Annotated in this window: 23 protein-coding genes and 1 riboswitch; of the genes, 9 read left to right on the plus strand and 14 right to left on the minus strand. The window is 68.4% G+C overall.

Annotated elements, in window-relative coordinates; genetic code table 11:
• Window positions 1-322: 322 nt before the first annotated feature.
• The 4 genes from V5E28_RS45790 to V5E28_RS45805 all read right to left on the minus strand — a co-directional run bounded on the left by V5E28_RS45790 (window position 323) and on the right by V5E28_RS45805 (window position 3,103).
• Window positions 323-526 carry a cold-shock protein gene (locus V5E28_RS45790; protein WP_336216552.1) on the minus strand — a complete coding sequence of 68 codons (204 nt, stop codon included), beginning with the start codon at window positions 524-526 and terminating at the stop codon, window positions 323-325.
• A gap of 250 nt (window positions 527-776) precedes the next feature.
• Window positions 777-1,052 (minus strand): MoaD/ThiS family protein, encoded by a 276-nt coding sequence (locus V5E28_RS45795; RefSeq protein ID WP_336216554.1) that lies wholly within the window; start codon window positions 1,050-1,052, stop codon window positions 777-779.
• A gap of 24 nt (window positions 1,053-1,076) precedes the next feature.
• Window positions 1,077-2,309, minus strand: coding sequence for a threonine synthase (gene thrC, locus V5E28_RS45800; RefSeq protein WP_336216556.1), 1,233 nt, complete (start codon window positions 2,307-2,309; stop codon window positions 1,077-1,079).
• 13 nt (window positions 2,310-2,322) lie between these two features.
• A riboswitch (SAM riboswitch) is annotated at window positions 2,323-2,463 on the minus strand.
• A gap of 85 nt (window positions 2,464-2,548) precedes the next feature.
• Window positions 2,549-3,103: an RNA polymerase sigma factor gene (locus tag V5E28_RS45805; protein WP_336216557.1), complete on the minus strand. Its 555-nt coding sequence runs from the start codon at window positions 3,101-3,103 to the stop codon at window positions 2,549-2,551.
• 31 nt (window positions 3,104-3,134) lie between these two features.
• Here V5E28_RS45805 and V5E28_RS45810 point away from each other — a divergent pair, with 31 nt between their 5' ends.
• Window positions 3,135-4,559, plus strand: coding sequence for an alpha,alpha-trehalose-phosphate synthase (UDP-forming) (locus tag V5E28_RS45810; RefSeq protein ID WP_336216558.1), 1,425 nt, complete (start codon window positions 3,135-3,137; stop codon window positions 4,557-4,559).
• 6 nt (window positions 4,560-4,565) lie between these two features.
• On the opposite strand, the gene V5E28_RS45815 is transcribed toward V5E28_RS45810, so the two are convergent.
• Genes V5E28_RS45815 through V5E28_RS45825 form a run of 3 tightly spaced genes read right to left on the minus strand, consistent with a single transcriptional unit; the run spans window position 4,566 to window position 6,294 of the window.
• Complete coding sequence (locus tag V5E28_RS45815; protein ID WP_336216559.1) at window positions 4,566-5,147, minus strand: hypothetical protein; 582 nt, start codon at window positions 5,145-5,147, stop codon at window positions 4,566-4,568.
• Between the two features lie 34 nt (window positions 5,148-5,181).
• Entirely contained in the window at window positions 5,182-5,970 is a 789-nt protein-coding gene (otsB, locus tag V5E28_RS45820) for a trehalose-phosphatase (RefSeq protein ID WP_442945984.1), read from the minus strand.
• Window positions 5,971-5,991: 21 nt separating this feature from the next.
• Entirely contained in the window at window positions 5,992-6,294 is a 303-nt protein-coding gene (locus V5E28_RS45825) for a DUF3263 domain-containing protein (protein WP_336216560.1), read from the minus strand.
• Window positions 6,295-6,406: 112 nt separating this feature from the next.
• Between V5E28_RS45825 and V5E28_RS45830 the strand changes: the two genes are divergently transcribed.
• From V5E28_RS45830 to V5E28_RS45840, 3 genes are all read left to right on the plus strand, one after another.
• Window positions 6,407-7,213 (plus strand): SAM hydrolase/SAM-dependent halogenase family protein, encoded by an 807-nt coding sequence (locus V5E28_RS45830; RefSeq protein WP_336216561.1) that lies wholly within the window; start codon window positions 6,407-6,409, stop codon window positions 7,211-7,213.
• Between the two features lie 127 nt (window positions 7,214-7,340).
• Entirely contained in the window at window positions 7,341-7,913 is a 573-nt protein-coding gene (locus tag V5E28_RS45835) for a hypothetical protein (RefSeq protein ID WP_336216563.1), read from the plus strand.
• Window positions 7,910-9,151: a S8 family serine peptidase gene (locus V5E28_RS45840; RefSeq protein WP_336216564.1), complete on the plus strand. Its 1,242-nt coding sequence runs from the start codon at window positions 7,910-7,912 to the stop codon at window positions 9,149-9,151. The genes V5E28_RS45835 and V5E28_RS45840 overlap by 4 nt, the downstream gene beginning before the upstream one ends.
• Here V5E28_RS45840 and V5E28_RS45845 read toward each other — a convergent pair.
• The 5 genes from V5E28_RS45845 to V5E28_RS45865 form a co-directional block, all read right to left on the minus strand.
• The gene (locus V5E28_RS45845; protein ID WP_336216565.1) at window positions 9,144-10,160 is read right to left on the minus strand and encodes an ABC transporter ATP-binding protein; all 1,017 of its coding nucleotides are present in this window, start codon (window positions 10,158-10,160) and stop codon (window positions 9,144-9,146) included. The two genes, V5E28_RS45840 and V5E28_RS45845, sit on opposite strands and share 8 nt — an antisense overlap.
• The gene (locus V5E28_RS45850) at window positions 10,144-11,181 is read right to left on the minus strand and encodes an ABC transporter ATP-binding protein (protein ID WP_336216566.1); all 1,038 of its coding nucleotides are present in this window, start codon (window positions 11,179-11,181) and stop codon (window positions 10,144-10,146) included. The genes V5E28_RS45845 and V5E28_RS45850 overlap by 17 nt, the downstream gene beginning before the upstream one ends.
• 13 nt (window positions 11,182-11,194) lie before the next feature.
• Window positions 11,195-12,166, minus strand: coding sequence for an ABC transporter permease (locus V5E28_RS45855; protein ID WP_336216567.1), 972 nt, complete (start codon window positions 12,164-12,166; stop codon window positions 11,195-11,197).
• Window positions 12,159-13,103, minus strand: coding sequence for an ABC transporter permease (locus V5E28_RS45860; protein ID WP_336216568.1), 945 nt, complete (start codon window positions 13,101-13,103; stop codon window positions 12,159-12,161). The genes V5E28_RS45855 and V5E28_RS45860 overlap by 8 nt, the downstream gene beginning before the upstream one ends.
• A gap of 123 nt (window positions 13,104-13,226) precedes the next feature.
• Complete coding sequence (locus V5E28_RS45865; RefSeq protein WP_336216570.1) at window positions 13,227-14,864, minus strand: peptide ABC transporter substrate-binding protein; 1,638 nt, start codon at window positions 14,862-14,864, stop codon at window positions 13,227-13,229.
• Between the two features lie 472 nt (window positions 14,865-15,336).
• On the opposite strand from V5E28_RS45865, the gene V5E28_RS45870 reads away from it, so the two are divergent.
• The 3 genes from V5E28_RS45870 (at window position 15,337) to V5E28_RS45880 (ending at window position 17,482) form a co-directional block, all read left to right on the plus strand.
• Window positions 15,337-16,254 (plus strand): ABC transporter permease, encoded by a 918-nt coding sequence (locus tag V5E28_RS45870; protein ID WP_336216572.1) that lies wholly within the window; start codon window positions 15,337-15,339, stop codon window positions 16,252-16,254.
• Window positions 16,247-17,113, plus strand: coding sequence for an ABC transporter ATP-binding protein (locus tag V5E28_RS45875; RefSeq protein ID WP_336216573.1), 867 nt, complete (start codon window positions 16,247-16,249; stop codon window positions 17,111-17,113). The genes V5E28_RS45870 and V5E28_RS45875 overlap by 8 nt, the downstream gene beginning before the upstream one ends.
• Window positions 17,114-17,326: 213 nt before the next feature.
• Window positions 17,327-17,482, plus strand: a complete 156-nt coding sequence (locus V5E28_RS45880) for a hypothetical protein (protein WP_336216574.1) — start codon at window positions 17,327-17,329, stop codon at window positions 17,480-17,482.
• Window positions 17,483-17,901: 419 nt separating this feature from the next.
• On the opposite strand, the gene V5E28_RS45885 is transcribed toward V5E28_RS45880, so the two are convergent.
• Together V5E28_RS45885 and V5E28_RS45890 are read right to left on the minus strand one after the other, a co-directional pair.
• Window positions 17,902-18,891 (minus strand): hypothetical protein, encoded by a 990-nt coding sequence (locus tag V5E28_RS45885; protein WP_336216575.1) that lies wholly within the window; start codon window positions 18,889-18,891, stop codon window positions 17,902-17,904.
• A 389-nt stretch (window positions 18,892-19,280) separates the two neighbouring features.
• A complete protein-coding gene (locus V5E28_RS45890) occupies window positions 19,281-20,603 on the minus strand; it encodes a KamA family radical SAM protein (protein ID WP_336216576.1) in 1,323 nt (440 codons plus the stop codon).
• Window positions 20,604-20,783: 180 nt separating this feature from the next.
• On the opposite strand from V5E28_RS45890, the gene V5E28_RS45895 reads away from it, so the two are divergent.
• A complete protein-coding gene (locus tag V5E28_RS45895; RefSeq protein ID WP_336216577.1) occupies window positions 20,784-21,353 on the plus strand; it encodes a DUF1707 SHOCT-like domain-containing protein in 570 nt (189 codons plus the stop codon).
• A gap of 95 nt (window positions 21,354-21,448) precedes the next feature.
• Entirely contained in the window at window positions 21,449-22,489 is a 1,041-nt protein-coding gene (gene plsX, locus V5E28_RS45900; RefSeq protein WP_442945985.1) for a phosphate acyltransferase PlsX, read from the plus strand.
• Window positions 22,490-22,528 lie beyond the last annotated feature (39 nt).

Consider the following 22,528-nt stretch of genomic DNA (forward strand, 5'->3'; position numbering starts at 1 on the left):
CTTGGCTGCCATAAGGCTGGACCTCCCAGATGCAGGGTGGCTGGTTGTGGACCGAGCCGACGCCCGCGACGGCATGAGGGCCCGCATCTCCGTTCGGCAGGCCCCATCGTCTCGATCCCAGGTTTGGCACTCTACAACAGAGAGTGCCAACGAATTGTTTAGCACTCTACCCTGCCGAGTGCAAGCTGAGGCCCCTCTTGTCCAGGTCAAGTCCCTCAGACGTGTGCGGCGAGCCGGGGTGGCCCGCCGCACACCGAGACGACGTGAGGGGGCGGCAGGCCGCACGCACTGCGCTCGCGTGCGGGCTGCCGGTGCACACCAGCTACGCGACCGAGCGGACGGACTCCGCCTGCGGCCCCTTCTGGCCCTGCGTGATCTCGAACTCGACCCGTTGTCCCTGTTCGAGAGAGCGATAGCCGTCCATCATGATTGCCGAGTAATGGACGAATACATCCTTACCACCGTCTACCGCGATGAAGCCGTAGCCCTTGTCCGCGTTGAACCATTTGACGGTGCCCTGCGCCACTTCCGACTCCTCTTACTGGGCTCCTAGGTCTCACCCATTCCTCCGCGAGACCCACAACCGTCATGACATATGGGGAAATCAGTCAGACGATCGCACTCGACCATACCTTCGGCACGGCGTTTGGCAACAGAGTCAACCGACAAACCGGATATTTCATCACTGATGAAGTAGTTCAACCTTGTATTTCATAGAAAAGAGAAGGCGCCCGCAAGGGGCGCCTTCTCAAGGGTTCCGGGCAGTCAGCGTGGGCTCAGCCGCCCGCGACCGCCGGGATGATGGAGACCTGAACGCCCTCAGGCGCCGGCGTGTCCAGCCCTTGAGCGAAACGGACGTCCTCTTCGCCAACATAAACGTTGACAAAACGACGAATCTTGCCCGATTCATCGAGAATGCGCGCGCCGATCCCCGGATAGTCGGAGTCGAGCTTGACGAGCACGTCACGCAGAGTCGCGCCCTCCCCACTCACTTCCGCGTTGCCGTCGGTGTAGGTGCGCAGGATGGTGGGAATCCGCACAGAAACGCTCATGATAAATCTCGCCTTTCCTGATTGTCAGACAGTCGCGCGGAACGCGTCGAGAGAAGGCCGGATGACGGCCGTGGGCTTGGCGTCGTCGGCGATCACGTCGAGCGTCTTGAGCCCGTCGCCGGTATTGAGCACCACGGTCTCCAGCTCCGGGTCGAGCTGCCCGGTCTCCACGAGCTTCTTCAGCACGCCCACCGTGACACCGCCCGCCGTCTCGGCGAAGATGCCCTCGGTGGAGGCCAGCAGCTTGATCGCCGCGACGATCTCGGCGTCCGTGACGTCCTCCACCGCGCCGCCCGTGCGGCGCGCGATGTCGAGCACGTAGGGGCCGTCGGCGGGGTTGCCGATGGCCAGCGACTTGGCGATGGTGTCGGGCTTGACCGGCTGGACCACGTCGTGGCCGGCCTTGTAGGCGGACGACACCGGCGAGCAGCCGAGCGCCTGAGCGCCGTAGATCTTGTACGGGGCGTCCTCGACCAGCCCCAGCTCGATCAGCTCCTTGAAGCCCTTGTCGATCTTCGTGAGCTGGGAGCCCGAGGCCACCGGGATGACGATCTGCTCGGGCAGCCGCCAGCCGAGCTGCTCGGCGATCTCGTAGGCGAGCGTCTTGGAGCCCTCGGCGTAGTAGGGCCGCAGGTTGACGTTGACGAAGCCCCACTTGTCGCCCAGCGGGTCACCGATGAGCTCGGAGCAGAACCGGTTGACCTCGTCGTAGGTGCCCTCGATGCCGACGATCTTGCCGCCGAACACGCGGGCCATGGCGATCTTGGCCTGCTCCAGCCCCGCGGGAATGAACACGCAGGCGTCGAGCCCGGCCCTGGCGGCGGCGGCCGTCACTGCGCCGGCCAGGTTGCCGGTGGAGGAGCAGGACAGCGTGTGGAAGCCGAAGTTGCGCGCCGCCTCGACCGCGATGGCGACCACCCGGTCCTTGAAGGAATGAGTGGGGTTGCCCGAGTCGTCCTTCACGTAGAGGGACCTGATGCCCAGCTCCCTGCCGAGGTTGCCCGCCTTGACGAGCTTGGTCCAGCCGGGGTTCATGTTCGGCTTCGTGGCGACGTCGACAGGCACCGGCAGGAGCGAGCGGTAGCGCCAGATGTTGGCCGGTCCGGACTCGATGGAGGCCCGGGTGACGTCGCCGAAGGAGTAGGCCGCCTCAAGCGGCCCGAAACACTCCAGACAGGCGAAACTGGGTCCGAGCGGATAGCGGGTGCCGCACTCGCGGCAGGAGAGAGCTTCGGCGGGACCAAAGTCGAGCGACATGAAGCGAGGCCTTCCCTCATCTTCGCCTGCGGCCACCCTGACCGCAGACCGGAATTGGCACCTGTCCCGGTCGGCCTCGCCAGGTCGCGAGTCACAAGCCGGGAGGGTTGCCGGGGCTTCGCAGGGCCGGTCCCTCCACCCCTCTGGATGAGCAATATTCAGTTGTTGCTGCTGAACCGGACTCTACCTAATCAATCGCGTGAACCGACCAGTCATCTCAGCATGCGGGATTCGCGGTCTCAACGGTAGTCCTCTCCCAGCGCCGCCTGGACATACTTGCGGGCCTGGTGGATACGCGATTTGGCGGTGCCGAGCGGGATCTTGAGCTGCTCGGCCACCTCGCTGTAGTCGAGCTGGACGATGTCGCGCAGCACCAGCGCCTGCGCCAGGTCGGGCTTGTCGGCCTCCAGCGCCTCCATCGCGTCGAGCAGGTCCAGCCGGGACCCGGCGATCACGCTGACCCGCCGCACGTCGGGCTTCTGCATGGGCAGCTCGTCGGAGCTCTGCTCGGCGGACCTGCGCTTCAGCGACCGGTAGGTGGTGCGTGCGCAGTTGGCCGTGACGATGTGCAGCCAGGTGCTGAACCTGGCCCGTCCCTCGAACCGCCCGATGTTGCGTGCGACCGCCAGCAGGGTGTCCTGGGCCGCCTCCTCCGCGTCCTGGTGGTAGGGCAGGATGCGGGCGCAGTGCCGCAGCACGTCCGGCTCGATCCTCCGCAGGAGCTCGCCGAGTGCGCGATGATCCCCGACGGCGGCGGAGCGGGCCAGTTCCTCGGTTAGCTCATCAAGCGCCATAGCTGGGATCCTAAGGTCGGAGGGAGCTTAAATGAACAGCATCCTGCTCGCCTCGAACAGAGGCCCCGTCTCGTTCACCGTCTCCGAGGACGGTGAACTGACCATGAAACGCGGTGGTGGCGGGCTCGTTTCCGGCCTCACAGGCGTGGCCAAGGACGAGGGCGTGCTGTGGGTGTGCGCCGCCCTGTCCGACGGTGACCGCAGCGCCGTGCGGCAGGCCCCCGGCGGCCGGCTCGACGACGCCGGCTACGACACCGGGGCGCTGCGGATGCTCGACATCCCGCCGGCCGTCTTCCACCGCGCCTACAACTCCGTGGCCAACTCCACGCTCTGGTTCGTCAACCACCTGCTCTACGACACCCCCAACGCGCCGCACTTCGGCACCAGGTTCCAGCGCGACTGGGGGTCCTACCGCGACTACAACGGGGCCTTCGCGCTGGCTCTGGCCGAGGAGGCCGTTCACGGCGCGCGCGTGATGGTGCAGGACTACCACCTGACGCTGACGCCGGCGATGCTCAGGGCCGAGCGACCCGACCTGCGCATCGCGCACTTCAGCCACACGCCGTGGGCGCCGCCCGAGTACTTCTCGCTGCTGCCCGACGAGGTCGCGGGCGAGGTGCTGGGTGGCATCCTGGGCGCCGACCACGCGGGCTTCCTCACCGACCGGTGGGCGGGGGCGTTCATGGACTGCTGCGAGGCGCTGCTGGGCGCTCGGGTGGACCGCGCGGGCCGCACGGTCACCTACGAGGGCAGGACCACCCGAGTCGGCGTGCACGGCCTGGGCGTCGACGGCAAGGCGCTGTGGGCGCGGGCCGGCGAGCCCGACGTCGAGTCGCACATGAGCGCGCTCCGGGATCAGGTCGGCGACCGCAAGCTCATCGTCCGCATCGACCGCACCGAGCTGTCGAAGAACATCGTGCGCGGCCTGCTGGCCTACCGCGAGTTCCTGGCCGCGCATCCCGAGTGGCACGGTCGCGTGGTGCACCTGGCGTTCGCCTATCCCAGCCGCCACGACCTGCCCGAATACCGCGAGTACACCGCCTCGGTGCAGCGCTGCGCGCAGGAGATCGAGGACGAGTACGCCACGGAGGACTGGGATCCGCTGATACTCAACGTCAACGACGACTACCCCCGCTCGCTGGCCGCCTACCGGCTGGCGGACGTGCTGCTGGTCAACCCGATCCGCGACGGCATGAACCTGGTGGCCAAGGAGGGCCCGGTCCTCTCGCCGCGCTGCGCGCTGGTGCTGTCGCGCGAGGCGGGCGCGGCGGCCGAGCTGGGGGCGCACGCGCTGGTGGTGAACCCCTACGACATCAGTGGCACGGCCGGCGCGCTGCACCAGGCGCTGGTCATGCCGGAGGAGGAGCGGATGCGCCGCCGCGACCGGCTCGAGTCGGCCGCGACGGCGCTTCCGCCGCAGAAGTGGCTGGCGGCCCAGCTCGACGCGCTGACCTGAGGCCGGTCAGCTCCAGTCGGCGTGCCGGAGGGCGGTGGGCAGCCCCCGCGTCTTCCAGTTGTCCACGACCAGGATCTTCGTCTGCGGCAGATACCACTCGCGGGTGGTGAAGCGCACCTTGGTCGACTTGCCGGAGAGAGTCCGGCAGCGGGTCTGGAACTCGTGGTAGACCGCCTTGTGCCCGGGCCCGAACTGGCGCAGCCCCTTGCTGTGCTTGAGCTGCTCACCGCGCTGCAGCTTGCCGTTCACCGGGCACAGCTGCACGTCCGAGGCGGGGTAGTAGCCGCCCCTGCTCGCGTTGTACGGCCCGAACCCCTCGGCTCCCAGCTTGATCGCCTTCGGCCCGAGGATCCAGAAGCCCCTGCAGTCCGGCATGAAGAAGCCGCCCTTCGGCTCGGCGCACTTGCCGGTGACGACGTGGATCCAGTCGGTGCCGCCGCCGTGGACGCGCCACTGGATCGGCAGGTAGAGGGTCAGGCCGTTGCGCAGCTTCAGCGGCTGGGGCGGGGCGGCGGCGGCGGCGGACAGCGGCGTCAGCAGGACGGCCGTGGCAGCAGCGGCCACTACGGCTAGGTATCGCTTGGGCATGCGCCGACCGTAGATCGCCGGACTTGCAAGCGACTCACGATCGGCTGAACGCCGACGTCAACTCCTTCAGCAGCGCCACCACGCCCTCGGGCCCGTCCACCACGATGTCCGCCCGCTCGGCCAGCTCCGTCACCTCGGCCGAGCCGCTGCAGACCGTCACGCCGGGCACGCCGGCGGCCCTGACCGCGTCGAAGGCTGCCAGATCGCCCAGGTCGTCGCCGGCGAACAGCACGGACCTGGCGGCCCGCTCGGTCAGGAACAGGCTGAGCGCGTGTCCCTTGTCCATGCCGGGCGGCCGGAGCTCCAGCACCATCCGGCCCGGCTCGACGACCAGCCCGTGCTTGGCGGCCAGCTTGGCGATCGGCTCGCGCAGCGTGGCCAGCGTGCCCTCGGGGTCGGGGCTGCGCCTGGTGTGCACGGCCACCGCCCGGCCCTTGTCCTCGATGGCCACGCCGCGCACGCCGAGGGAGTCGAGCAGGAGCGGCAGCTCGGCCTCGGCCCGGGGCACGCCGGGTGGGGGCGGCGGGGCGGAGATCCGGCCGTTCTCCCACCGTTCGAACCCGTAGTGGCCGAGCACCACCAGGCCCGGCACCCTCTCCAGGCCGGGGCCGAGGTGGAGGGCGGTGGCCGCCGGCCTGCCGGTCACGATGACCACCGCCCTGACGTGCTCACCCAGCTCACCGAGGACGGCGGCGGCCTCGGGGTGGATCCGGGCGGCTGCGGGATCGGGCACGATCGGGGACAGGGTCCCGTCGAAGTCGAGCCCGATCACGGCGCCCGCCGGGTCTTTCAGTATCGCTTCCGTTCCAGGGATGTTCTTCACGCGCCTGCCTTACCCAGCGGGTCAGGGGCGCATGCCGAAGCGCCTGGCCGCGCGCTCTCGCTGGCGCGTGGCGCGCAGCCTGCGCAGGCGCTTGACCAGCATCGGGTCCTGCTCCAGCGCCTCCGGCCGGTCGATCAATTCGCCGAGCAACTGGTAGTAGCGGGTGGTGGAGAACCCGAAGGTCTCCTTGATGGCCTGCTCCTTGGCGCCCGCGTAACGCCACCAGTGGCGTTCGAAGGCGAGGAGTTCGAGCTCACGGTCGGTGAGGGGCTGACGATCGGGTCCGGGGTTAGCACTGTCACCGCTGACCGGTGCAGTGTCCATGGTCTCCTCCTCGTGACGGGGCGCGGGCTTTCACACGCACGCGGCCCGTCGCCATCGTAATGTGCGCGAGGCGGGTGTTCACGGCGGATTGGGAGACGTACAGTCACCAAGTGTGACCTCAGTCATCACGCTTCTGACCGACTACGGGCTCGAAGATGGCTATGTGGCCGCTTGTCACGGGGTGATCGCGAAGATGGCTCCGTCCGCCCGGGTGATCGACGTGTGCCATATCGTTCCCTCGGGCGACGTACGGCGCGGCGCGGCGATCCTCGCGCAGACGATCCCCTACCTGCCCAGCGGCGTGCACATCGGCGCGGTCGACCCGGGCGCCGGCGGAGCGAGGCGTGCGGTGGCCGTCGAGGCGGGCGGCAGGGTGTTCGTCGGCCCGGACAACGGGCTGCTGTCCTGGGCGATCCACGCCAGCGGCGGCGCGCGGGCGGCGTACGAGATCCGCAACGAGGAGCACTTCCTGCACCCGGTCTCGCCCACCTTTCACGGCCGGGACGTGTTCGCGCCCGTCGCGGCGCGGCTGTGGGGCGGGCTGGACCCCGCGGAGCTGGGCCCGGCGGTGCCGCTGGACCGGCTGGTGTCACTGCCGGAGCCCACGTCGGTGCTGCGTGAGGGCGCGGTGGAGGGCGAGGTCGTCTCGGTCGACGGCTACGGCAACACCCAGCTGTCGATCGCGGCGGGTGACCTGGAGGCGCTGGGGGTGCGGGTGGGCGACACCATCGGCGTCATGCTGGGCCGGCGCCGCCTGTCGATGCCCTATCGCGAGACGTACGCGGCGGTGGCGCCCGGCGAGCTGGTGGCGTTCGCGGATTCGGCCGGGCTGATCGCGTTCGCGGTGCACTGTGGTGACGCGGCTCAGCGCCTGGGCCTTCCGCCGGGTGCACATGTCCGGCTTTCCCCCTCTGGCTGACACGAAAGCCACAGAAGGGCGATTACACGGCGTATCGGACTGTTTACCGAAGCGTCGGATTGAACCAACGGCCGCATGTCAGAATGCACGGCAGTTCGGGCGCCCCCTCCCCCCGTTCGAGGTCGTCGTGCATCACATCTACGTTGTCCTGATCTCCATCCTGTTCGCGGTCTGGTCGCCCGCGGGACCGGCCGTTCCCGACCGCTGGAGTTCCTGGCCGGTCTCGCGGGTCTTCCCGCCTGCCGTGCCCGGCACCAGCCCGTCAGGTGCGCGGGTCACCTATGTGCTGACGGGCGTGGCACCCGAGGCGCCGTGCCGGGCGGCCTTCCAGCCCGGCGCCGTCCGCGCGCTGCCCGCGTGCGTCACCGCGCTGCGCGCCACCTACGCCGACAGCACCTCCACCTTCGTCGCCACCGTCGGCATCGCCGTGCTGACCGGCTACGGCGAGCCCGCGCCGCCCGGCGGCTTCCGGCCTCCGACGGTGCGGCCGGTGGCCTTTCCCGGCGGACCTGCCGAGCGCTTCGGCGAGCGGCAGTACTTCACCGGGACCGTGGTCTCCTCGCACGAGCGCTACCTCGTGGCCACGGCCGCCGGATACGCGGACGGCAGGCCCTACCGGCCGGGAGACCGGGCGGGGTCCCGGCTGCGCGGCATCGCCCGCCAGCTCGCGGTCGAGCTGCACCGGAGCCTCACCGGATGAGCCGGACGCACCGGATCCGGCGCCTGCTGCCGCCCGTGATGCCGCTGCTGCTCCTGGTCTGCGTGGCGGCACTGCCCGCCGGCGGCGCGGCGACGACCGCGGCAGCCTCGGCACGGCCCCACGACGAGGTGGGCGTCATGGCCCGGGCCAGGCAGTGGCAGCTCCCCCTGCTGCGGCTGCCCGAGGCGTGGCAGGCGAGCCGGGGCGAGCGCGTGCTGGTGGCCGTGCTCGACACCGGCGTCCGGACCGACCACCCCGATCTCGGCGGCGCCGTGGTGCAGGGCCCCAACCTGACCGGCGCCTCCAGGCGCGGCGGCCCGTGGGGGCATCACGGCACCGCCATGGCCAGCCTGATCGCCGGCCGCGGGCACGGCGAGGGGCGCCGCCGGGGCGTGCTGGGCGTGGCGCCCGCGGCCGACGTGCTGTCGGTCCGGGTCACGCTGGAGAACTCCGATCCGCGGCGCGAGAAGCTGCGCTCAGATGGGGGTGACGCGCTGGCCAGGGGGATCCGCTACGCGGTCGACCACGGCGCGGACGTGATCAGCATGTCCCTGGGCGGGGGCAGCGGCGCGTGGGAGGGCTCGGCCGCCGCGGAGGAGGCCGTGCAGTACGCCGTCGGCCACGGAGCCGTGCTCGTGGCCTCCTCGGGCAACGACGGCGACACGGCGAACAGGAAGAACTTCCCCGCCGCGTACCCGGGCGTGATCGCGGTAGGCGCCGTCGACAGGAGGCTCAGGCCGGCGCGGTTCTCCAACCGGCAGGACTACCTCTCCGTGGTGGCCCCGGGCACGGAGATCGTCACCGCGGGCGCGTCCGGCGGCTACGTGGTCGGCGACGGCACCAGCTCGGCGGCGGCCATGGTGGCGGGCATCGCCGCGCTGATCAAGTCGGCCCATCCGGAGCTGTCGCCCTATCACATCCGCCGGGCCATCGAGCGCGGCACCAGGAAGCGGCCGCCCGGCGGCTACAGCCGCTCCTACGGGCACGGGGTGGCGAACGCGGCACTGGCACTGCGCGAGGCGAGACGGCTGGCAGGCGCCGCCTCGATGCCCGCCCTGCCGGGTGGCTACTTCGGCGACGGCCCGCCCACTGGGCCGCCCTCGTCCAGGACGCCGGTGGTGGTGGGCATGGTGCTGCTGGTCGCGGCGCTGTCAGCCCGGGTGGTCCGACGGCAGCGGCGCAGCGGAAAGCCCGCCGCGGGAAATCCCGCGGCGGGCCTGGGCCACCTGACTAGTTGACGTGGACCACGTCGTGCGTCTCGGCGAAGTGACACGCGCTCTCGTGCGTGGTACCGGGCCTGATCTGCAGCAACGGCTCCTCCGTCGCGCAGATCTCCTGCGCCTTCCAGCACCGCGTGCGGAAGCGGCAGCCGGACGGCGGGTTGGCCGGCGAGGGCGGGTCACCCTGCAGGATGATCCGCTCACGCTGCTCCCGGCCCTCGGGGTCGGGGACCGGCACGGCCGACAGCAGGGCCTGGGCGTACGGATGGGCGGGCTTGTCGTAGATGTCGATGTCGTTGCCGATCTCGACGATCTTGCCCAGGTACATCACGGCGACCCGGTCGGAGATGTGGCGCACCACCGACAGGTCGTGGGCGATGAAGATGTACGCCAGGTTGAACTCGTCCTGCAGCCGCTCCAGCAGGTTGATGACCTGCGCCTGGATCGACACGTCGAGCGCGGAGACCGGCTCGTCGCAGACGATGATCTCCGGCTGGAGCGCCAGCCCTCGGGCGATGCCGATGCGCTGGCGCTGACCGCCGGAGAACTGGTGCGGGTAGCGGTTGATGTGGTCGGGGTTGAGGCCCACGACCTCCAGCAGCTCCTGCACCTTGCGGGCGCGGTCGCCCTTGGGCGCCACCTCGGTGTGGATGTCGTACGGCTCGCCGACGATGTCGCCGACGGTCATCCGCGGGTTCAGCGAGGTGTACGGGTCCTGCATCACCATCTGGATGTTGCGGCGCATCCGCTTGAGCTCGGCGCCCTTGGCCTTGGCGATGTCCCGGCCGTTGATCGTGACCGAGCCGGAGGTCGGCCGCTCCAGCGCCATGAGCACCTTGGCCAGAGTGGACTTGCCGCAGCCCGACTCGCCCACGACGCCCAGCGTCTCGCCCCTGTCGAGGTTGAAGGAGACGCCGTCCACGGCCTTGATGGCGCCGATCTGCTTCTTCATCACGATCCCCTGGGTCAGGGGAAAGTGCTTGACCAGATCACGGACCTCGAGGATGCGCTCACCCTTGCTCGCCATCGAGGACCTCCCTCCAGTAGTGGCAGGCGCTGTTGCGTGTGCCGCTGATCTCGTAGAGCGGGGGGACCTCGGTCACGCAGTTGTCCTGGCGGTAGGGGCACCGCGGGTGGAAGGCGCAGCCGGGTGGCATGTCGAGCAGGTTCGGCGGCAGGCCCTTGATGGCGTACAGCTCGTGGCCCTTGAGGTCGACCCTGGGGATCGACTCCAGCAGGCCCTTGGTGTACGGGTGGGCGGGCGCCTTGTAGATGTCGTGCACGGGGGCGTTCTCCACGATGCGCCCGGCGTACATGACCGCGATCTTGTCGGCGACGTCGGCGACCACGCCGAGGTCGTGCGTGATCAGGATCATGCCCATGTTGCTCTCGCGCTGCAGCTCCGCGAGCAGCTCCATGATCTGTGCCTGCACCGTCACGTCGAGCGCCGTGGTCGGCTCGTCCGCGATCAGCACCTCGGGGTCCAGCGCGATCGACATGGCGATCATGATGCGCTGCCGCATGCCCCCGGAGAACTGGTGCGGATAGTCGTTGACGCGCTGCTTGGCTGCCGGGATGCGCACCCTGTCCATCAGCTCGACGGCCTTCTTCATGCCGTCGCGCTTGGACATGCCGCGGTGCACCCGGAACATCTCGCTGATCTGCCAGCCCACGGTGAAGACCGGGTTGAGCGCGGAGAGCGCGTCCTGGAAGATCATCGCGATGCGCTGGCCACGCACCTGCGTACGTGCGTGCTCGGACAGCTTGAGCAGGTCGGTGCCGTGGAAGCGGACCTCCCCCTTGGGAATGCGGGCGGGAGGCACGTCGAGGATGCCCATGATCGCCTGGGCGGTCACGGACTTGCCCGAGCCGGACTCGCCCAGCACGGCGACCGTCTCCCCGGGGTTGAGCGAGTAGCTCACCCCGTTCACCGCCCGCACGACGCCCGCGCGGGTGGCGAACTCCACGTGCAGGTTGTCGACCGCGAGCAGCGGCTCGTTGCCTCGCCCTCCCTCGGCGGGCAACGCGTCCAGCGATGTCTCTCTCACTTGATCCCCCCTCCTACCTGAGCTTCGGGTCGAGCGCGTCGCGTACGGCGTCGCCCAGCATGATGAACGCGAGCACGGTGATGCTCAGGAACACGGCGGGGAACACCAGCGGCAGCGGCGCCTCCAGGAACCTGTTGCGGGCGTCGGCGATCATCAGGCCCCACGAGATGTCGGGCGACTGCACGCCGACTCCGAGGAAGGACAGCGCGGCCTCGGCCGCGATGAACCCGCCCAGGTTGATGGTGGCGACGACGATCACCGGGGCGACCGAGTTCGGCAGCAGGTGCCTGAACATGATCCGGCTCTGCCCGGCGCCCAGCGCCCGAGCCGCGAGGACGAAGTCCTGGCTTCTGGCCGTCAGGACGGCGGCCCGCATGATGCGGAACGTCATCGGCCAGGCCAGGATCGACAGTGCGATCACGACGATCCACACTCCCAGGCCCGCGTTCCGGAACGTCGCCGTGATGAGCAGCGCGCCCAGGATCGAGGGGATGGCGAAGAAGACCTCGGTGATGCGGGAGGTGACCGTGTCGGTGAGGCCGCCCCGGGTGCCCGCGATGAGGCCGAGCAGCCCGCCCACGAGCGCGGTGATGGCCGTGGTGGTGACACCGATCAGGATCGAGTTCTTGGCGCCGTAGATGGTCCTGGCGAACACGTCGCAGCCGAGGTTGTCGCGGCCGAAGAGATGGCCCGGGCTCGGCCCCTGACGGGCTGTGGACAGCTCGCAGGTGCGCGCGTCGAACGGGTCGATCGAGGTGAACAGCGACGGCCAGAACGACATCACCAGCAGGATGCTGATGAGGACCAGCGAGAAGATGAACATCGGCCGGCGGCGCAGGTCGTGCCAGGCGTCGCTCCACAGGCTCGCCGACTTGGCCGGCTTCTTGCGGTGCTTGACCGGCGGCGGACTCGCGACGGCCTGCTTGTCCGTGGTCAACGTCCGTGTCTCCTGGGGCACAGGTCCGACCTGTGGGGTGTCACTCATAGCGGATCCTCGGGTCGAGCACTGCGTACATCATGTCGACAACCAGGTTCGCCAGGATGTACACCAACACCAAGATGGTCACGATACCTACGACGATCGGTTGCTCGCGCAGGTAGACGCCTTGGTAGAGCTGATTGCCGATGCCTGGCAGGTTGAAGATCGTTTCCGTGATCACCGCGCCGCCCATCAGGTTGCCGAGGTCGGCTCCCAGATAGGTGACCATCGGGATCAGGGCGTTGCGCAACCCGTGCCTGCCGACGACTCTGCGTCTGGACAGGCCCTTGGCCGTGGCCGTACGGATGTAGTCGGATCTCAGTGTCTCCACCAGGCTCGTTCTGGTGAGCCGGGTGAGGTAGGCGATCGACGTACCGGCCAGCACGAATCCTGGCAGCAGGTAGGATTTCAGCCCCTGGGTGGCGCCCGCGATCGGGAAGATCTCGGTGCCCACGGCCTGCTTGAGCCAGACGCCCAGCCACAGTTGCAGGACGAAGCCGGTGACCAGGGTCGGGACGGAGATGAGCAGCAGCGTCGAGGCGAGGATCGCGGTGTCCGTGGCCCGGCCCCGGCGCAGCGCCGCCCACAGGCCCAGCAGGACGCCGATGATGGCCTCGAGGGTCAGCGCGACCAGAGCCAGGTTCAGCGTGACCTGGAGCTTGCCGGCCAGCAGCTGGGTGACGGGCACTCCGGCGAAGGTCTGGCCGAAGTCACCGCGCAGGAATATGCCGCTGATGTAGTACCAGTACTGCAGCAGCAGCGGATCATTGAGGTGATACTGCTCTCGGATGATCGCGACGACGGTGGGGTCCTGCCGCTTCTCGCCGGCCAGCGCCTCTACGGGGTCACCGGGAAGCGCGAAGACGATCGCGAAGATGAACAGGGTGGCGCCCAGCAGGACTGGTATCGCCTGGATCAGGCGCCTGATGATGTAACGGCCCATACAAGTCTCCCGTACATGCCAGAAGGCAGTGCCTGGAACCAGGGGTAACACGGCCCAAGCGACTGCCTTCAAAGCGGGCTCTCGAGGGGTGGGCGCCAGTGTCGCCCACCCCCGGGAACAACGTTAGGCCTTTTCTACGTCAGCCCACTCAACCTGGTTGAGCAGGTTGATCTTGACGTTCTTGACCTTGGTCGAGTACCCAGAATTGTTGCGGTAGAAGTACACCGGAATGTACGGGAGGTCCTTGATCAGGACGTCGTCCGCCTGCTGGTAGAGCTTGAGGCCCTCTTCGGCGGTCGGCGCCTGGTCACCCTTGGCGACCAGCTCGTCGAACTCCTTGCTGGAGTAACCGGCGTAGTTGGAGCCGGTCGTGATGGCGCCGGTCGAGAAGATCGGGGACAGGTAGTTCTCCGCCGACGGGTAGTCGATCGCCCAGCCCATGCGGAACATGCCCTTGTACTTCTTGGCGTCAAGGTCGTCGAGGATGTTCGCGAACTTCTCGAACGGCTTGACCGTCACCTCGACGCCGAGGTTGGCGCGGAGGTTGTTGGCGACGGCCTCGATCCACTCCTTGTGGCCACCGTCGGCGTTGTAGCCCAGCTCCAGGGTCTTGGGGCCGTTCGCCGCCGCGTACTGCTCCTTGGCCTTGCCCGGGTCGTACGTGCAGGCCGCGCAGGCACCCTGGCGGTAGCCCGCGATGGCCGGGTTGATGAAGTCGTCGGCAGGGGCACGGGTGCCGGAGAAGACCGTCTCGGCGATGGTCTTCCTGTCGATGGCCATGGAGATGGCCTCGCGCACCTTGACGTTCTTGTACTCGTCGTTGTACTTCAGCGGGGTGCCGATGTAGCCGACGCCGGCGTCCGGCTGGTCCTGGTAGCGGTCGCCGAGCGCGGTCTTGGCGCTGGCGATCGCCGACGCGGGCAGCGCGTCGTGGATGTCGACGTTGTCGGCCTGGAGGTCGTTGTAGGCGGTCTCCGAGCTGTTGTAGAGCTTGAACTGGAGCTTGGTCCAGTTGCTCGGCTTCTTGCCCGGGTACTTGTCGTACACCGTCAGGTCGATGGCCTGGTCGGTGCCCTTCTTGTACGCCTTGTCGAGCTTGAACAGGCCCTGGCCGATCGGCTTCTCGCCGTACTCGGTCGTCACCTTGCCGTCGGCGCCGAAGGCGGCCTTGGGCAGCGGGTAGAACGCCGTGTAGCCGAGCATGACCTTGAACTGGGAGAACGGCGCCGCGAGCGTGACGGTGAAGGTGGAGTCGTCGACGACCTTGAGACCCTTCATCTCCTTGGTCGTGACTTCCTTGCCCTCGCCGGGGCTCAGGTCGGCGTAGCCGTCGACCCGGCCGAAGAAGTAGCCGGCACCCTGGGCGTTGTCCTGGTTGGCCGCGTAGTTCCACGCGTCGACGTAGTTCTGGGCGATCAGCGGCTCGCCGTTGTGCCAGGTGTAACCCGGCTTGAGCTTGATCGTCCAGGTGGTGTTGTCGTCGCTGGTGATCGACTCGGCGGCGGCCTCGACCGCCTCCTTGTTCTCGTTGTAGTTCACCAGGGGCTCGAACACCGAGGCAAGCAGCTCGGCGCCCTCTGACTCAGTGGTGTTCGAAGGGACCAGCAGGTTCTGCGGCTCGCCGAGTTCCATGCGGACCGGCGTGTCGCCGCCGCCCGCCGCGGGGTCGCCAGACGGGGTGGCACCGCCGCCACACGCGGCGACCGCGAGGGCGAGCAGCGCGGTACCGGCGACGATCCGTGCGCCTCTAGTAACACGCATGGTGAAAAAATCCTCCCTCTACCAAGTGGGCGTTAGCGCTGAGCTGCGATGATCGTGAGCAGCCTGACGGGGGGTTCCTTGTGATCCCCGGATTTGGCTGACCTGGTCAAACCAGCCGACGCCCTGCCAGTCGATCGCGACTATCCCTTACTACTTGCCACCAGCGAGTCTCTGGCGCGTTGCAGTTCGGTCACACGTGCGCCTATCCAGCGTCACAGTCATATCTCGCAGACAGCCTCGAAGAGAAGTTAACAGGCATACGAGGACACGCCAGGACGTGAACTGACGATGAAAAATACCTCCTACGAGACGGTGCTCGCGCCCTTGCCGCCACGGATCGGCGCCGCTGGGCTACGGTTGAGCGACTCTTGGCGGCGCCTTGGAACCGGACGCCCCAAGACTCCGTCCAACTGTTCGCCGCAGTCCCCCGCGGCAGGCACCTCAACGACCTGGATCCAATAGAGTCCTTGCCATGAGCCAGCCGGAATCCGCTGTCGCGGACGCCCAGGCGGGCGGCCGAAGCGGGCAGGAGCCGCTGGCCAAGCTCGCCGAGAGATACGGACTTCGCCGTGCCATCGCGCGGCCGAGGTTCCCTGTCTATCTGCGCCAGCTCTGGGAGCGGCGACACTTCATCCTGACGTACGCCACCTCGCGCAACGTCTCGAAATACTCCAGCTCCGCACTCGGCCAGCTGTGGCAGGTGCTGACCCCGCTGCTCAACGCCGCCATCTACTACGTGATGTTCGGCATCGTCCTGGGCGGCAAGGACGGGGTGGAGAACTACCCGGCCTTCCTGCTGACCGGCATCTTCGTCTTCACCTACACGCAGCGCACCGTCACCGCCGGCGCCAAGTCCATCTCCGGCAACCTGTCGCTGATCCGCGCGCTGCACTTCCCCAGGGCCGCGCTGCCGCTCGCCTACACCATCCAGGAGCTGCAGCAGCTCGCCATCTCCATGGGTGTCCTCCTCGGGATCGTGCTGATCACCCTGGAGACGCCCAACTGGTACTGGCTGATGATCCCGGTCGTCCTCCTGCTGCAGACGCTGTTCAACATCGGCGCCGGGCTGGTCATGGCCCGCCTGGGCTCCTCGATGCGAGACCTCAACCAGCTGCTGCCGTTCATCACCCGCACCTGGCTCTACGCCTCCGGGGTCTTCTTCTCCATCCAGGACAAGGTGGTCGGCAGCGCGGAGCTCCCCCAGTGGGTCGCCACCGTCATGTACCTCAATCCCGCCGCCTCCTACATCGAGTGGATGCGCGACATTCTCATCGAGAAGCACAGCCCCCCGGCTATGGTGTGGGCGTCTTGCGTATTCTGGGCGGTGTTCTCACTCGGCTTCGGCTTCTGGTACTTCTGGCGAGCCGAGGAGAGGTACGGGCGTGGCTGAACTGACCAAGGAGCTGTCACAGGTGAAGGGCGAGGACCCCGCCGTCCGCGGCAAGGACGTCAGGGTGCACCCCAACCCGGAGCCGCCGGCCAAGGGCCCCTTGGACGCGCCCACCGGCACGCCGACCGTCATCGTGGACGATCTGCACATCGTCTACCGCGTCTTCGGCGCGGCGTCGGAGAACGAGAAGGGCAACGCCGTCAACGCCCTCACGCGCATCCTCAGGCGCCAGGGCAGGCCGCAGATGCGCGAGGTGCACGCCGTCAAGGGCGTGTCCTTCGTGGCCTACCACGGCGACGCGATCGGCATCGTGGGGCGCAACGGCTCCGGCAAGTCCACGCTGCTGCGGGCCATCGCCGGCCTGCTGCCGCCGCACGAGGGCGCCGTCTACACCGACGGGCAGCCGTCGCTGCTCGGCGTCAACGCGGCCCTCATGCGCGAGCTCACCGGCGAGCGCAACATCGTCCTCGGCTGCTACGCGATGGGCATGACCCCGGCCGAGGTGCAGGAGAAATACCAGGAGATCGTCGACTTCTCCGGAATCGATGAGTTCGTCCAGTTGCCGATGTCCACCTACTCCTCCGGCATGGGCGCCCGCCTGCGTTTCGCCATCTCCTCGGCCAAGACCCACGACGTGCTGCTCATCGACGAGGCGCTGGCCACGGGCGACCGCGAGTTCCGCAAGAAGAGCGAGCAGCGCATCCGCCAGATCCGCGAGTCCGCCGGCACCGTCTTCCTCGTCGCCCACGACCTGAGGGTGATCGAGCAGACCTGCAACCGGGTGATCTGGCTACACAAGGGCAAGATCAAGATGGACGGCGACCCCAAAGAGGTCCTCGCCGCCTACAACAAGGGCTGACCCGCCCCCTCCCCCGCTGGAGCCCTCCCCTTCGAGGCCTCCCGAGGTGACTGTTTCCCATGCGGGCATCTGATCAGCACTCTGCGATCCGTTCGCTTCTGTGTGCGAAAACTGAGCCATGCGGGGCACAAGAGACTGACAGGGCGACCCCTGGTCCGATAGGATTCGAACGTCGGTTCGATCCTGGGAATGGTGATGGAGTGGGGGCGCGCGATGGGAGAGCTTTCGGCCGCGATCGACCACCTGGACATCGAGGATGTGTCCGAGATCCCCAAGACGCAACTGGCTGAGCAGTTGCTCGAGTTGCACTGGCAGATGGCGCGGTTGCAGGCCCAGATCGCTCGCCGTACGGGAGTTCGGGTGCCCTGACCTGCCGCGCTCCGAGACGCGCCGCACTCCGCTGAGACCCGCACGAAGAAGCCGCCGGCCCTGTGGGGCCGGCGGCGGGTGAGGCTCGGCAGTGTCGCTGCCCTGCAAGGAGCGGCACCGCGCGAGCCGGGGCCGGGCTTGGCTGCCAGGCCCGAAGGGAGACCGCTCGCTGGTGCGAGGGCTCCTTACCCGCACGCGTCAGGCCTCGACGCCCCGGCATCTCAGGGGGCTTCGAAGGCTCGACGCGTTCAGTGCGACGGTGTCCCGGACGCATGGAGCGCGCCACCGTTGGGCACCTGCCGCGCGTGAACGCCGCTTTGCCGCGGCGCGGAGGTCTGCGGGCGTCGGCACCTTTGACGCTCCGCGGACCTCCGCATCGCCGCCGGTCGGCCGGCGTTCAGCACGCTGTGCGATAGGGGTCAGTGCTGCGGCGAGCCGTCCGAGACGTACCTCGTCAGCGCGGCCGTGGACCAGCCCAGCGAGGTGATCACGTCGGTGTAGGTGCCCGCGGCCTTGGTTCCGTTGGTCGCGACGAGGTTGGAGACGTCCTGGACGAGAGGGGCGACCTCATCGACGGCGGCGAGCTGCGTGGTGCCAGGGAGCACCTGGGTGATCGGCGCCGCCTCGGCGGGGACCAGGCGCCCGACCAGAGGCCCGAGCTTCGGGTTGTTGCTGCCCTGCGGCAGAGCGTGCTTGGCGGCGCCGGCCAGAGCGGCCATCGTGCCCTCCATCGACAGGCCGTCGAAGCCCTCGGTGGTGCCGTTCATCGTCCTGGCCGTGCCGTTGGCGGTGTCGACGAGGCTGGAAGCGCCGCCCGGCACCACACTGGTGCTGGACAGCTTCGCCATGGCGCCACCGAGGGAGCCTTCCACCAGGTCCGCCACCGAGGCGAAGGAGCCGCGCAGCGTCTCCTGCTCGGCGGCCTTCACCTGGAAGCTCTTGACTTCTTCGACGCTGCCAGGCGCCGCCATGCGCGAGGCGCCGGGCGCGATGCCGCCGAGCACCGGCAGGCTGCCCAGCGGACTACCGCTCAGCGGCAGGCCCGAGAGCAGCGGCAGGCCGGCGACCCTGGGGCCGAGCTCCGGCCTCGGCCGGGACCCGACGGTGGCGTCCTCGTAGGAGTTGGCCGGGCCCATGGGCTCGGACTGGTTCTCCACGTCCATCGGATCGGCGGGGCCCGCCTTGGGCCCGCCGAGCGCGCCCAGCAGCCCTCCGCCGGTGAGCTGGCCGAGCAGGCTGCCCACGCCGCCGGCCCCGCCGACGCCGCCGAGCAGGCCGCCGAGCGGGTCCTCGCCGCTGGGAGCCTTCTTGGCGCCGAAGTGGTTGACCTCGGCGTGGACCGGCAGGGCCAGAGCCGCTGCGAGCCCAAATGATGTGACGGCTACCGCCGTCTTGATTACGCTTTTCATGATTGCCTTCCCGGCTCGTGATCGATCGCGCTCGAATGCAGTGGAAATGCGAATCGATAACCCCCGAAAGCCGCGGCGTACACGCTATGGGCACCACACTAAGCGCGCCGTCCCGGCTGAGCTACTAACGCAGTTCTATCACCCCTGGCAGCCGGTCGTCGGCCGCTAAAAGACCGCGTGACACGGGCTTTGTGGGCAAGTTACGTAGCGTCGTAAAGGTAATGCGCGGGAGGACAAGTCGGGAAATAGAGGGAGTGTATTTCGGATATTCAGTGGATGTCTCGCGCGACATGGAAGTGCGCCCGCACGGCCCGCGAACAAGGGTCTACAAACAAATGTCGCGGGCCGGGGGCGCAGATTTTCCGGTTGCGGTAGACGCGCTTGACCGCTCAGACCGGCAGGAGGGCGTCCTCACTGGCGACCTCGAACGGGAAACGGTCGGCGAAGGCCGGCCGCAGGTCCGTCAGCCAGACCGCCGACGGATCGTAGTGGGCGAAGAACGGTCGCCCCACCAGCGAGGGGTCGCGCGCCTGGATGAGGTGGAGCACGAAATACCGCTGGCCGGCGATCTCGGTGACGCCGTCGACGCACACCTTGCCGGGTGTCGCCGACATGGAGGGCCCGCGGACGGTCCGGCAGAGCCCTGAGACGCTCGAATAGGCGTCTCTGAAGATCTCGTACGCTCGCGCGAGCGGCACCGCGAAGTAGTCCTGCGGACCGGTGTCACGCTCGACGAACATGTAATAAGGGATCATCCCCATCCTGAGCTGCTGCCGCCACATGCTCGACCAGACGGCGGGATCGTCGTTGATGGACCTGATGAGCGGCGCCTGGGTCCTGATCGTCGCGCCGCTGCCGAGAATGCGCTGGACCGCGGACTCCACGAGCGGTGACTCCAGCTCGCGCGGGTGCGAGAAGTGGGCCATGAACGCCAGGTTCTTGCCTGACTGGACGACCTCCTCGAACAGGCCGAGCGTGGCGTCGGCGTCGGGGTCGGAGACGAAGCGCTGCGGCCAGTAGGCCAGCGCCTTGGTGCCGATCCTGATGGACTCCAACTGCTCCAACTCCAGCAGCGGCCCCATGTAGCGCCTGATGACCGGCTCGCCCATGATCATGGCGTCACCACCGGTGATCAGCACGCTGGTGACCTCGGGATGCTGACGGAGGTAGCCGACCATCTGGTCGATGTCGTCGGAGGCGAACTTCAGATCAGCGTCGCCGACGAACTGGGCCCAGCGGAAGCAGTAGGTGCAGTAGGCGTGGCAGGTCTGCCCCTGCTTGGGGAAGAAGAGCACCGTCTCGGGATACTTGTGCTGCATCCCCGGCACGGGCTCCTCCCCGATGCGCGGGACGTTGAGCTCCTTCTGACCGGCGGGGTGCGGGTTGAGCTGCGCTCGCACCCTGTTGGCCTCGGCCTGGATCTCGGCGTTGGGCGCCTCGGCCTTCAGGAGGTCGGCCAGCCTGGCGACGTCGGCCGCGGGAAGCATGTCCTCCTGCGGGAAGACCAGGCGGTATATGGGATCGTCGGGCGCCGCCGACCAATCTATGAGTTCGTCGACGACGTAGGCGTTGGTCCTGAAGGGCAGCACCGTCGCGACTGCACGGACCTTCAGCCTCTGCTCGTCGTCGAGTCCGGCTCGCAGCAGGAGCTCGTCGAGATGCTTGGACGTGTACGCCCTGAAGCGTCGTGTCCCTGCTTGGTTCAAGATCACTAGGCCGTTCCCATCTTTTTTGTTCGATCTGCTGTAAACCTCACGCCCCCGTCGCGCGTCTACGGTTCTTATATCGGGACGCGGCTCGCCGCGGCTACGGTTCCGCATGGGCTCCAAGTTTCTTGGGAGGTTCCAGATCCACACTCGCGACATATCGCGATTTGGCCTACACTTCTCGTCGTGACCGACGATCCCGAACTGCGAGCCTCCGACGCCGACCGTGACCGGGTGGCCACCATGCTCGGCGAGGCCTACGCGACCGGCAGACTCACCACCGTCGAGCACGCCGACCGGCTCGAAGCCGTTTACACGGCCAAGACCATGGGCGAGCTCGTCCCCCTCACCCGGGACCTCCCCGAGCTGTCCGGCAGGCCGAGCGCCCTGGCCTCGCTGGAGAAGCAGAGCGTCAGCGCGACCTTCAGCAAGGTCGTCAAGCGCGGGCGCTGGATCGCCTCCCGGCACACGCACCTGGCGGCCACCTTCGGCGCCCTCATCGTGGACCTGTCCCAGGCGGTCCTACCCGGACGCGAGATCACGGTCTCCGTCAGCGCCTTCGCCGCCAAGATGATCATCCGGGTGCCCCCGAACGCCCAGGTGATCGACGAGGTCGGCGCCCTGTTCGCCAAGCGTCAGGTCTCGGGCGGCGAGGGCGGCGACGGCCCGGTGATCAGGATCGTCGGCACCGCCACGTTCGGCAAGGTCATCGTGGCCCGCACCATCACGGACTGGAACCTGCACGGCGACGCCTGAGGTGCTACCCACCGGTTAACCTGGGGGTAGGCCGTGCCTACGATGCGGGCAACAGGCACGATCGCGTTCCGGCCACGCGACATCAACCGGATCGCATGCCCGTACGAGGTGACCATTTGTCCGACAGCAGGCCTATCGCGCTCGACGCCATGGGCGGCGACCACGCACCCCACGAGATCGTGGCGGGAGCCGTGCACGCCGTGCGGGAGCGCGGGCTGGCAGTCGTGCTCGTCGGCTCGCCCAGGGTGCTCTACGAGTCGCTCGCCGAGCACGACGCCACCAACGAGATCCCCATCGTGCGCGCCGAGGAGGCGCTGGCGATGGACGAGGGCGCGCTGGCCAGCCTTCGCCGTCCCCGCTCCAGCATCGCCATCGCCTGCCACCTGCTGCGCCGCGGCGATGTGTCGTCAGTGGTGTCCGCCGGCTCGACGGCGGGCATCGTGGCCACCGGCAAGCTCCGGCTCAAGACCCAGCCGGGCGTGCTGCGCCCGGCCATCGCCGTCGCCCTGCCCACCCTTCCGCACCCCACGCTGCTCCTGGACGCGGGCGCGAACGCCGAGGTCAAACCCGAGGTGCTGGTGCAGTTCGGGCATCTGGGCGCCGCCTACGCCGAGCTGGCCTACGGCATCGAAGCGCCCAGGGTCGGCCTGCTCACGATCGGCAGCGAGGCGGAGAAGGGCAGCAAGCTCGTCAGGCGGGCGCACGAGTTGCTGCAGGCCTCGCCCGCCCTGCACTTCGTCGGCAACGTCGAGGGCTACGACCTGCTGACCGGCAAGGCCGACGTGATCACGACCGACGGCTTCACCGGCAACGTGGCGCTGAAGACCATGGAGGGCGCGGTCCGCTACGCCTTCGACGAGCTCAAGCAGACCATCAGCGACAGCCCGCTGGCCAGGCTGGGCGCGCTCATGCAGCGCACCCGCCTGCGCGAGCTCAGCCGCCGCCTCGACGCCGAGGCCCACGGAGGCGCGGTGCTGCTCGGCCTCAACGGCACCGTGGTCATCGCGCACGGCTCGTCCAGGGCCAAGGGCATCAGCGCCGCCTGCGGGCTCGCGGCCGACCTGACCGCCGGCGGCCTCGTGACCGGCATGGGCGAGCGGATCGCCACCGTCCAGCGCACCCACAGGTCGCGCTGAACCCCGTAAGGTGAGGCCCCGTTCGCATATCGGGGGGTT

The organism is Nonomuraea sp. LPB2021202275-12-8, assembly GCF_037044575.1.
GTDB lineage: Bacteria > Actinomycetota > Actinomycetes > Streptosporangiales > Streptosporangiaceae > Nonomuraea.

Excerpts from the sequence above, each read along its gene's own strand:
- V5E28_RS45795 (WP_336216554.1), bottom strand. The coding sequence starts at position 1,052 with ATGAGCGTTTCTGTGCGGATTCCCACCATCCTGCGCACCTACACCGAC.
- thrC (WP_336216556.1), bottom strand. The coding sequence starts at position 2,309 with ATGTCGCTCGACTTTGGTCCCGCCGAAGCTCTCTCCTGCCGCGAGTGC.
- V5E28_RS45805 (WP_336216557.1), bottom strand. The coding sequence starts at position 3,103 with ATGGCGCTTGATGAGCTAACCGAGGAACTGGCCCGCTCCGCCGCCGTC.
- V5E28_RS45810 (WP_336216558.1), top strand. The coding sequence starts at position 3,135 with ATGAACAGCATCCTGCTCGCCTCGAACAGAGGCCCCGTCTCGTTCACC.
- V5E28_RS45815 (WP_336216559.1), bottom strand. The coding sequence starts at position 5,147 with ATGCCCAAGCGATACCTAGCCGTAGTGGCCGCTGCTGCCACGGCCGTC.
- V5E28_RS45825 (WP_336216560.1), bottom strand. The coding sequence starts at position 6,294 with ATGGACACTGCACCGGTCAGCGGTGACAGTGCTAACCCCGGACCCGAT.
- V5E28_RS45840 (WP_336216564.1), top strand. The coding sequence starts at position 7,910 with ATGAGCCGGACGCACCGGATCCGGCGCCTGCTGCCGCCCGTGATGCCG.
- V5E28_RS45845 (WP_336216565.1), bottom strand. The coding sequence starts at position 10,160 with ATGGCGAGCAAGGGTGAGCGCATCCTCGAGGTCCGTGATCTGGTCAAG.
- V5E28_RS45855 (WP_336216567.1), bottom strand. The coding sequence starts at position 12,166 with ATGAGTGACACCCCACAGGTCGGACCTGTGCCCCAGGAGACACGGACG.
- V5E28_RS45860 (WP_336216568.1), bottom strand. The coding sequence starts at position 13,103 with ATGGGCCGTTACATCATCAGGCGCCTGATCCAGGCGATACCAGTCCTG.
- V5E28_RS45865 (WP_336216570.1), bottom strand. The coding sequence starts at position 14,864 with ATGCGTGTTACTAGAGGCGCACGGATCGTCGCCGGTACCGCGCTGCTC.
- V5E28_RS45870 (WP_336216572.1), top strand. The coding sequence starts at position 15,337 with ATGAGCCAGCCGGAATCCGCTGTCGCGGACGCCCAGGCGGGCGGCCGA.
- V5E28_RS45880 (WP_336216574.1), top strand. The coding sequence starts at position 17,327 with ATGGGAGAGCTTTCGGCCGCGATCGACCACCTGGACATCGAGGATGTG.
- V5E28_RS45885 (WP_336216575.1), bottom strand. The coding sequence starts at position 18,891 with ATGAAAAGCGTAATCAAGACGGCGGTAGCCGTCACATCATTTGGGCTC.
- plsX (WP_442945985.1), top strand. The coding sequence starts at position 21,449 with ATGCCCGTACGAGGTGACCATTTGTCCGACAGCAGGCCTATCGCGCTC.